This is a genomic window from Pseudomonas sp. SDT291_1_S447 (assembly GCF_054070155.1).
This window is the reverse complement of sequence record NZ_JBSVXS010000283.1, coordinates 1-589: the sequence shown is the minus strand read 5'-3', so window position 1 is coordinate 589 and position 589 is coordinate 1. Positions and strand designations below refer to the sequence as shown.

Sequence of the window (589 nt, the reverse complement as noted above, 5' to 3'; positions counted from 1 at the left end):
TAAATCGCGCTGAGCTGGAAGTGGTAATCGCTGGCGAGGATGCCGTGTTCTTCCAGCACCTGACTGACGATCTGCTGCACGGTCATCTGCTGGAAGATGCGCTGATTGACCCGATGCGCGAGGTACGCCAGTTGCGGGCGCAGGGAAATCTTGTAGCGGGTCAGGCGCTTGCCCGCCTCGCCCTGGGCGATGCTGTAGACCAGCCCGTGAATGCCGCTGCCGCTCGGCGACAACTGCAGAAACGCCAGTTTGTGCAGCACGCTTTCGAGGTTGATCGAGGCCTTTTCGCTGACCAGTTCCAGCTCGAATTCGAACGGCGTGTTGAGGGCCTCGCGACCGGTGAAGGACAGCACCTGGAAATCGCTGTCGATGCCATCGACGGTCAGGTTGAAATGAGGCTGGTTGGCCGGTGAGAACATCCCTTGTTCCTCGCGCAGTGCTGCGACGCGCAACAGCCCTCAAGGGGCTATTGGCAAAAAATTCTTTAGAAGTGAATCCGCCCCGACCAGTCATGCCGATCGGGGCGGTACAACCATCAGCCGTAATTAAACGACTGGAGCACGCCAGTCATCGGAACCCGAAGTACCGG

General features: G+C 59.1%; 1 protein-coding gene. It reads right to left on the bottom strand.

Features of this window, described 5'->3' with window-relative positions; translation table 11 throughout:
• Positions 1-419: contractile injection system protein, VgrG/Pvc8 family (locus tag ACW9IR_RS29550; RefSeq protein WP_457466147.1), on the bottom strand; the 419-nt coding region annotated here is incomplete at its 3' end.
• Positions 420-589: the final 170 nt, after the last annotated feature.